This is a genomic window from Micromonospora sp. AMSO1212t, assembly GCF_008868145.1.
Classification (GTDB): domain Bacteria; phylum Actinomycetota; class Actinomycetes; order Mycobacteriales; family Micromonosporaceae; genus Micromonospora; species Micromonospora tulbaghiae.
On record NZ_WBKS01000007.1, the window covers coordinates 83,657 to 91,340 of the forward strand.

A 7,684-nucleotide genomic window follows, 5' to 3' on the forward strand; every position below is an offset into this window, starting at 1 on the left:
GCCGGAGGTGGTGACGGGTGCGGCAGGCGACCGCGATGGCGAACGCGACCGGGTTGGTGGCGGGCTACGCGCTCGACGCCCTGCTCGGCGACCCCCGCCGGTGGCATCCGGTGGCCGGCTTCGGCACGGCGGCCGGTGCGCTGGAACGCCGGGTCTACCGCCCCGACCGGGCGGCCGGCACCGCGTTCGCCGCGCTGGCGGTCGGCGCGCCGGTCCTGCTCGGCGTCGCCGCCGCGCTGGCGACCCGCCGCCATCCGGTGGCCCGGGCCGCGCTGGTGGCCGCGGGCACCTGGACGGTGCTGGGCGGGCGCACGCTGCGGCACGAGTCCCGGGTGATGGCACGGGCGCTGGGCCGGGCCGACCTGCCCGCCGCCCGGGCCCGCCTCGGCAACCTCTGCGGGCGGGATCCGTCCGCCCTCGACGAGCCCGAACTCGCCCGCGCCACAGTCGAATCGGTCGCCGAGAACACCTCGGACGCCGTGGTCGCCCCGCTGGTCTGGGGCGCGGTCGCGGGCCTGCCCGGCCTGCTCGGCTACCGGGCGGCGAACACGCTCGACGCGATGGTCGGCCACCGTTCGCCCCGGTACGCCCGCTTCGGCACCCCGGCGGCCCGGCTGGACGACGCGCTGAACCTGGTGCCGTCCCGGCTCACCGGGCTGCTCACGGTGGCCGTCGCGCCGGTGGCACACGGCGACCGCGCCGCCGCCTGGCACGTGTGGCGGCGGGACCGGGCCGACCACCCGAGCCCGAACGCCGGTCAGTGCGAGGCGGCCATGGCCGGCGCTCTCGGCGTCCGGCTCGGCGGGCGCAACGTCTACTTCGGCCGCGCCGAGACCCGGCCCTTCCTCGGTGACGGCCCCCGCCCCGAGGCGCGGCACCTGAAGCGGGCCGCCCGGATCTCCGGCGCCGTGGGTGTGGCCGCGCTCGGCCTGGCCGCGCTGTATCCGGTGACAGTCGGCCGCCTGGCCGGGGCCGCCGGGCGGGCCGCGCTGGGCCTCCTCACGCGTGCAGCCCGCCGGGGGAGCGGGCGGTGAGCGGCGGGCTGCTGGTCGCCGGCACCACGTCCGACGCCGGCAAGAGCGTGCTCACCGCCGGCATCTGCCGCTGGCTGCGCCGCCGGGGCGTCCGGGTCGCGCCGTTCAAGGCACAGAACATGTCGAACAACTCCGCCGTGGTGGTCGGCCCGGACGGTCGCGGCGGCGAACTGGGCCGTGCCCAGGCGATGCAGGCCGCCGCCTGTGGGCTCGAAGCCGACCTGCGCTTCAACCCGGTGCTGCTCAAGCCGGGCAGCGACCACGCCAGCCAGGTGGTGCTGCTCGGCGAGGCGGTCGACACGGTCACCGCCGCCAACTACCACGAGGTGCGGTCCCGGCTCGCCACCACGGCGTACGCGGCGCTGGCCGAGCTGCGGGCCGAGTACGACGTGGTGATCTGCGAGGGCGCGGGCAGCCCCGCCGAGATCAACCTGCGCGACGGCGACTACGTCAACATGGGGCTGGCGCGGCAGGCCGGGCTGCCCACGATCGTGGTCGGCGACATCGACCGGGGCGGCGTGTTCGCCTCGATGTTCGGCACCGTCGCCCTGCTCGACGCGGCCGACCAGGCGCTCGTGGCCGGGTTCGTGGTGAACAAGTTCCGGGGCGACCGCGGGCTGCTCCAGCCGGGGCTGGACATGCTGCGCCGGGTCACCGGCCGCCCGACGTACGGGGTGGTGCCGTGGGCGCTGGACCTGTGGCTGGACGCGGAGGACTCGCTCGCGTACGGGCGGGTGCTCGGCCGACCACCCGCGCCCCGGGGCACCGACTGGCTCGACGTCGCAGTGGTCCGGCTGCCCCGGATCAGCAACGCCACCGACGTGGAGGCGCTGGCCGCCGAGCCGGGTGTGCGGGTACGCCTCACCGTCGAGCCGGCTGAACTGGCCGCCGCCGACCTGGTGGTGCTCCCCGGCACCAAGTCGACAGTCGCCGACCTGGCCTGGCTGCGAGAGACCGGCCTGGCCGACGCGGTCCGGGCGCACGCCGCCGCTAAGCGGCCGCTGCTCGGCATCTGCGGCGGCTTCCAGATGCTGGGCCGGGCGATCCACGATGCGGTGGAGAGCCGCCGGGGCACCGTACCCGGCCTCGGGCTGCTGCCCGTCGAGATCACCTTCGAGCCGCGCAAGACGGTCCGCCGGGCCGAGGGCACCGCCGCCGGCGACGTACCGGTGCACGGCTACGAGATCCACCACGGCCGGGTCTCCGCCGCCGACCCGGGCCTCGCGCCGCTGCTGCGCCACGCCGACGGCACCGGCGAGGGCGCGCGCCTCGGCACCGTCTACGGCACGCACTGGCACGGCGCCTTCTCCTCCGACGCGTTCCGCCGCCGGTTCCTGACCGAGGTCGCGGAGGCGGCCGGGCGGACCGGCTTCAAGGTCGCGCCGGACACGTCCTTCGCGGCGGCCCGGGAGCGGACGCTGGACCTGCTGGGTGACCTGGTGGAGGAGCACCTCGACACGGACGCGCTGTGGCGGCTGATCGAGTCCGGCCCACCGCCGGGACTGCCGTTCGTGCCACCCGGCGCGCCACCAGGTCAGTAGCGCACGTCGGCCGGGCGGTCGGACATCGGCAGCCCGGCCTCCCGCCAGCCCTGCACCCCGCCGACCATGTCGGTGGCCTGCCGCAGCCCCAGCGTCTGGAGGCTGGCGGCGGCCAGGCTGGAGCTGTAACCCTCCCGGCACACCACGACGATCTCGCGGTCGTACCCGGTGGCCTCAGGTATGCGCCACGCGCTGGCCGGGTCGAGCCGCCACTCCAGCACCGTGCGGTCGATGACGATCGCGCCGGGCAGCTCACCCTCCTCGCGGCGCTGCGCCTCGGTACGCGTGTCGATCAGCAGCGCGCCGCCACGGACCGCCTCGACGGTCTCGTGCGGAGTGAGCCGGCGGAGACCGGCGCGGGCCTGTTCCAGGAGGGCGTCGACGCCCGGACACATCACGTCATGGAGCACCCCCCGATGATGCCCAGCGCACCGAGCCGCCGCTCGGTGAAACGGTCCGCCCGGGTCCCAGGTTCCAGCGGACGGGGGAACGTTAGCGTCGGTCGGGTGAACGTCGCAGTGATCGAGGCGTACTCCGGGTTGGCCCAACGGGTGCTGGCCGGGCCGGCGCGGTTGGGGCGTACCCGACTGGTCGCAGTCGACGGGCCCAGCGGCGCGGGCAAGAGCCGGTTCGCGGCGCGCCTCGCGGACGCCCTCGCGGCGCACGCGGGCGGTGCCCGTCCGCCGCTCGTGCGCACCGACGACCTGCTCGACGGCTGGGACGACCAGCTCAGCTTCTGGACCCGGCTGGAGGAGCAGGTGCTCGGCCCGCTGCGGGCCGGCCGGGCGGGCGGGTACCGCCGCTACAGCTGGGTGCGCCGGCGCTTCCTGGACCGGGTGGTGCCGGTGCCGGCCGGACCGGTGCTGATCGTCGAGGGGGTGAGCGCCGCCCGCGCCGCGGTACGCCCCGAGCTGACGCTGTCGGTGCTGGTCACCGCGCCGGCCGAGCTGCGGTTGCGCCGGGCGCTGGCCCGCGACGGGGAGCAGATCCTGCCGGAGCTGCGCCGCTGGCACGCGGGGGAGCGGGCGCACTTCGCCGCCGACGGTACGGCGGCAGCGGTGGACCTGGTCGTCGACGGCGCCCCGGACCTGCCGCACGACGGGGACCGCTACTACGTGCGCGCCGGAAGGCGATCGGGCTCGGGCGACGTGGCGGGGTAAGCCCGGCATACGATTCCGGTCATGACCACTCCGATCCTCTCCGAGTCCGAGGTGCGGGCCGCCGTCGAGCGGGAACTCCCCGGCGTCCGTGCCGACCTCGAGCGACTCGTCCGCATCCCGGGCATCGCCTTCGAGGGCTTCGACCACTCGCACGTGGAGCGTTCCGCCGAGGCGGTGGCGGAGCTGCTGCGCGGCTGCGGCCTCGACACGCGGATCGTCCGGTCCGGCGGCCAGCCGGCCGTGATCGGTACGAAGGCGGCCCCGCCCGGCGCCCCCACCGTGCTCATGTACGCGCACCACGACGTGCAGCCGGTCGGCGACCTGTCGCTGTGGGAGTCGGACCCGTTCGAGCCGGTGGAGCGCGACGGCCGCCTGTACGGGCGCGGCGCCGCCGACGACAAGGCCGGCATCATGGCGCACGTCGCCGCGCTGCGCGCGTTCGGCGACCGGCTCCCGGTCGGCGTGGTGCTGTTCATCGAGGGCGAGGAGGAGTACGGCTCGGACTCGCTGGAGCGGCTGCTCGCCGAGCACCGCGACGACCTGGCCTCGGACGTCATCGTGATCGCCGACTCCACCAACTGGGACGTCGGCGTGCCGGCGCTGACCACGTCGCTGCGCGGCATCGTCAACTGCTTCGTGGAGGTGCGCACGCTCGACCACGCGGTGCACAGCGGCATGTTCGGCGGCGCCGTACCGGACGCGCTCACCGCGCTGGTGAAGCTGCTCGCCACGCTGCACGACGAGGCCGGCGACGTCGCGGTGGACGGGCTGGCCGCCCGCGAGGGCGCCAGCGTCGACTACCCGGAGGACCGGTTCCGCGCCGAGGCCGGCCTGGTCGACGGCGCGAAGCTGTTCGGCACCGGCCGGATCACCGACCGGCTCTGGACCAAGCCGGCGCTGGCGATCCTCGGCGTGGACGCGCCGGCCACCGGCGAGGCACCGAACGCGCTGGTGCCGTCCGCGAAGGCGAAGCTGAGCGTACGGCTGGCGCCGGGCGACGACCCGAAGAAGGCGTACGCGGCCCTGACCGCACACCTGGAGCGGCACGCGCCGTGGGGCGCGCAGGTGTCGGTGACGTTCGAGCACGACGGCGCGCCCTGCGTCATCGACGCCTCCGGGCCGATGTTCGACGCGGCCCGGTCGGCGTTCCGGACGGCCTGGGACGGCACCGACCCGGTGGACATCGGGGTCGGCGGGTCGATCCCGTTCATCGCCACGTTCCAGGAGATGTTCCCGCAGGCCGCGATCCTGGTGACCGGTGTGGAGGACCCGCACGCGCGGGCGCACGGGCCGAACGAGAGCCTGCACCTGGGCGAGTTCGCCCGGGTGTGCCTGGCCGAGGCGCTGCTGCTGGCCCGGGTGGCGGAGGCCGGAAACCGCGCCTGAGGTGTCGAAACCGTAACTTCGGGGCCGATGTCGGAGTTTGTGGTGTGTCGGCGGGCGGGGTGTTATAGCCTTTCGAACATGCGTACGAACGACGAGATCGAGCGGCTTCAGGCCGCCGTCCGTGCTCTGGGGGACGTCGACGTCTCCGCGTGGTCCGAGGACACGCTCAACGAACAGATCGGCGAGCTCTCCGCCGCCCTGGTCACGCTCGACGCGCTGCTCACCCGGGTCGCCGAGGGCGTGCGCGGGCGCGGCCTGCGCATCGAGGAACCCGTCTCGGCCTGACCGTCGGCCCGGCGCACCCGTGCGGTGTGCCGGGCCGCCGGATCCGCCCCGATGTCACACGCGGCTGGCAGGATGTGGGCGTGCGTTTCGCGGAGCTGGCGGCCACCTCGGCCGCGGTCGGAGCCACCAGCGGCCGACGGGCCAAGGTGGAGCTGCTGGCTGCCGCGCTTCGAGGGCTGGAGCCGGGCGAGATCCCGGCCGGCGCCGGCTACCTCGCCGGTGAGCTGCGCCAACGTCAGACCGGTGTCGGCTGGGCGGGCCTGCGTGACCTGCCCCCGCCGGCCGCCGAGCCGACGCTCACCGTCGCCGCCGTCGACGCGGCGATCGAGGAGATCTCCCGCGTCGCCGGGGCCGGTTCGCAGGCCCGGCGACGGGAGCTGGTCGGTCGTCTCTTCGCCGCCGCCACCGCCGACGAGCAGCGCCTGCTGACCGGCCTGTTCCGGGGCGAGCTGCGCCAGGGCGCGCAGGCCGGACTGCTGGCGGACGCGGTCGCGCGCGCCGCCGACGTACCGGTCACGGCCGTCCGGCGGGCCCTGCTGCTCGCCGGTGACCTGCGGGCGGTGGCGGTGGCAGCGCTCACCGGGGGCGCCCCCGCGCTGGCCGGGTTCGGGCTCCAGGTGGGCCGGCCGCTCGCGCCGATGCTGGCGCAGAGCGCGCCCTCGGTCGACGAGGCGCTGACCGCCACCGGTGTGCCGGCGGTGGTCGACGTCAAGCTCGACGGCATCCGCATCCAGGTGCACCGCTCCGGCCCGGACATAGCGGTCTTCACCCGCAGCCTGGACGAGATCACCGGCCGGCTGCCCCAGGTGGTGGCCGCCGTCCGCGCGCTTCCCGCCCGTGAGCTGGTGCTCGACGGCGAGGCGATCGGGCTCGACGCCGCCGGCCGGCCGCTGCCGTTCCAGGAGACGTCCAGCCGGGCGGCCCGGCGCACCACGCCCAGCACCACCGGGCCGACGCAGGTCGCGCCCGCCGTGCTGGCCGCCGCCGAGCGCACCGGCGAGCCGGTGCTCACGCCGTACTTCTTCGACCTGCTGCACCTCGACGGCACCGACCTGATCGACGCGCCCGGGCGGGAGCGGTGGGCGGCCCTGACCGGCGCGGTCGACGCCTCGCTGCTCGTCGACCGGGTCGAGGTGGACGACGTGGCGCAGGCAGCCACGGCGTTCGCCGCGGCGGTCGACGCCGGGCAGGAGGGCGTGGTGGTCAAGGACCCGGCCGCGCCCTACGACGCCGGCCGGCGCGGCTCGGCCTGGGTCAAGGTCAAGCCGCGGCACACGCTCGACCTGGTGGTCCTGGCGGTCGAGTGGGGCAGCGGCCGGCGGGAGGGCTGGCTGTCCAACCTGCACCTCGGCGCCCGCGATCCGCGCACCGGTGAGTTCGTCATGCTCGGCAAGACCTTCAAGGGGCTCACCGACGAGCTGTTGCGCTGGCAGACCGAGCGGTTCCTGTCGCTCGCCGTGGAGAAGGGCGACTGGGTGGTGCGGGTGCGGCCGGAGCAGGTGGTCGAGATCGCGTTCGACGGGGTGCAGACCAGCAGCCGGTACCCGGGCGGCATGGCGTTGCGCTTCGCGCGCGTGCTGCGCTACCGCGACGACAAGACCGCCGCCGAGGCGGACACCATCGACGCGGTCCGCGCGATCCACGCCGGCCGGGTCACCGGCTGACGGCTCAGCCGGCCGACAACGACCGGGCGTAGTTGACCTGGTTGTTGAGCTGATGCACCTGGAACTGGTCGGTCACCGGGATCCGCGCCACGTACTGGTGCCCGCCGCTGCTCACCGTCACCTGCACGGTGCCGTAGTGCCGCGTCTCCTTGATCAGCAGGAACAGGAGGCTGAACACGGTCAGGCAGAAGAAGCCGAGGATCGCGGCGACGACGGCCCACGGGGCGATCTTCTCCTCCTTCTGCCAGTAGTCGGTCACGTACCAGGACGCGCCGGCGAGCGGCAGGACACCGGCCGGGGTGCGGATGACCGGCGGCGTCACCATGATCTCGGCGATCTGCACCGCCACCGCAGACTGCGCGGGTGGCACCGGCCCGGCCTGCGGGTACGGCCCGGGCGCGCCCGCCGGCCCGTGGAACGGCGCGACCGCCCCGGCCGGCGGCATCGGCGGCGCGGAGAACTGCGCAGGTGGCGCGGAGAACTGCGCGGGCGGTGCCGAGAACGGCGGCGCGGCCGAGAACGGCGGCGCGGCCGGGAACTGCGCGGTGGCCGGCGGGGCGGAGAACGGCGGGGCGGAGAACGGCGGCGCGGAGTGCGGCGGGGCCGCCGTTCTC

The 7,684-nt window shown here is 75.6% G+C and carries 7 protein-coding genes and 1 pseudogene; 6 read left to right on the forward strand and 2 right to left on the reverse strand.

Annotated features, from left to right (window positions below):
* Positions 1–35: 35 nt before the first annotated feature.
* Complete coding sequence (locus tag F8279_RS03810; protein WP_151499089.1) at positions 36–1,034, forward strand: cobalamin biosynthesis protein; 999 nt, start codon at positions 36–38, stop codon at positions 1,032–1,034.
* Complete coding sequence (locus F8279_RS03815; protein WP_151499085.1) at positions 1,031–2,575, forward strand: cobyric acid synthase; 1,545 nt, start codon at positions 1,031–1,033, stop codon at positions 2,573–2,575. Before F8279_RS03810 ends, F8279_RS03815 begins: the two co-directional genes overlap by 4 nt.
* Here F8279_RS03815 and F8279_RS03820 read toward each other — a convergent pair.
* On the reverse strand, positions 2,569–2,970 hold the full coding sequence (locus F8279_RS03820; RefSeq protein ID WP_151499090.1) for a rhodanese-like domain-containing protein: 402 nt from the start codon (positions 2,968–2,970) through the stop codon (positions 2,569–2,571). The two genes, F8279_RS03815 and F8279_RS03820, sit on opposite strands and share 7 nt — an antisense overlap.
* A gap of 111 nt (positions 2,971–3,081) precedes the next feature.
* Here F8279_RS03820 and F8279_RS03825 point away from each other — a divergent pair.
* The 4 genes and pseudogenes from F8279_RS03825 to F8279_RS03840 form a co-directional block, all read left to right on the forward strand.
* Positions 3,082–3,782, forward strand: a pseudogene (locus F8279_RS03825) (uridine kinase); the annotation flags it as partial.
* Complete coding sequence (locus F8279_RS03830; protein ID WP_091423041.1) at positions 3,757–5,121, forward strand: dipeptidase; 1,365 nt, start codon at positions 3,757–3,759, stop codon at positions 5,119–5,121. The pseudogene F8279_RS03825 and the gene F8279_RS03830, both read left to right, overlap by 26 nt.
* 78 nt (positions 5,122–5,199) lie before the next feature.
* Positions 5,200–5,406 (forward strand): hypothetical protein, encoded by a 207-nt coding sequence (locus F8279_RS03835; protein ID WP_192580616.1) that lies wholly within the window; start codon positions 5,200–5,202, stop codon positions 5,404–5,406.
* 80 nt (positions 5,407–5,486) lie between these two features.
* Positions 5,487–7,070 (forward strand): ATP-dependent DNA ligase, encoded by a 1,584-nt coding sequence (locus tag F8279_RS03840; RefSeq protein WP_091423043.1) that lies wholly within the window; start codon positions 5,487–5,489, stop codon positions 7,068–7,070.
* A 4-nt stretch (positions 7,071–7,074) separates the two neighbouring features.
* Here the strand turns inward: F8279_RS03840 and F8279_RS03845 are convergent.
* The coding region (locus F8279_RS03845) for a hypothetical protein (protein WP_225853110.1) at positions 7,075–7,684 on the reverse strand (610 nt) is incomplete at its 5' end.

Bases quoted from the DNA above. Each gene is read 5' to 3' on its own strand.
- F8279_RS03820 (WP_151499090.1), bottom strand. From the start codon at position 2,970: ATGTGTCCGGGCGTCGACGCCCTCCTGGAACAGGCCCGCGCCGGTCTC.
- F8279_RS03810 (WP_151499089.1), top strand. From the start codon at position 36: ATGGCGAACGCGACCGGGTTGGTGGCGGGCTACGCGCTCGACGCCCTG.
- F8279_RS03830 (WP_091423041.1), top strand. From the start codon at position 3,757: ATGACCACTCCGATCCTCTCCGAGTCCGAGGTGCGGGCCGCCGTCGAG.
- F8279_RS03835 (WP_192580616.1), top strand. From the start codon at position 5,200: ATGCGTACGAACGACGAGATCGAGCGGCTTCAGGCCGCCGTCCGTGCT.